Here is a 491-nt window from a genome sequence, read left to right as displayed (position 1 = left end):
TCAAGCATGGCCTGCACCGAATCCAAATGGCGCTCCTCCAGCTGCCACAGCCAGGGAGTGCGGGAATGTTCACGGGTTCCGGTGTCGGAAATATCAAAGACATAACGCAGGCGGGGCCTGTCCCCGGAATCGTCCACCAGAGCGATTCCCTTGGAACCGCGCCTTACATACCGGCCCATCTTTTCATTCCACAAATCGTACTCCGCACAGGCGGTGGCGTCCGGTCGCTGGGCGTAGATCATCAGCTGTTCATGGAACGGGTATTTGTAAAGTCGGGAAGCAGTGGTGAGAAACCCTGCCCATTCCTGCCAGCTCCCCGTGAGCTGCGTTGCCATCTTCTCCGCCATCTGTGCATATAGTTCAGCTTTGGTTGGCATAGTGTTCTGTCCTCCTTTCAGTTTTGGGGTAAAGAGGTGGGGTGGCAGATCGCCACCCCATCCCTGCGGTTATGTTGTTTACTGGTCAAAATCCGGGTACAGCTCCAGTTCGGC

Annotated in this window: 1 protein-coding gene; it reads right to left on the bottom strand. The window is 56.2% G+C overall.

Going from position 1 to position 491, the window contains the following annotated elements; genetic code table 11:
- A partial coding sequence (locus GPK94_RS07350) for a hypothetical protein (RefSeq protein ID WP_215655375.1) occupies positions 1-377 on the bottom strand: 377 nt, incomplete at its 3' end.
- Positions 378-491: the final 114 nt, after the last annotated feature.

It is taken from the genome of Pseudoflavonifractor sp. MCC625 (assembly GCF_018784545.1).
In the GTDB taxonomy this organism is placed as follows: domain Bacteria; phylum Bacillota; class Clostridia; order Oscillospirales; family Oscillospiraceae; genus Pseudoflavonifractor_A; species Pseudoflavonifractor_A gallinarum.
The sequence above is the reverse complement of the archived record's forward strand: the minus strand, read 5'-3'. Positions and strand labels throughout refer to the sequence as shown.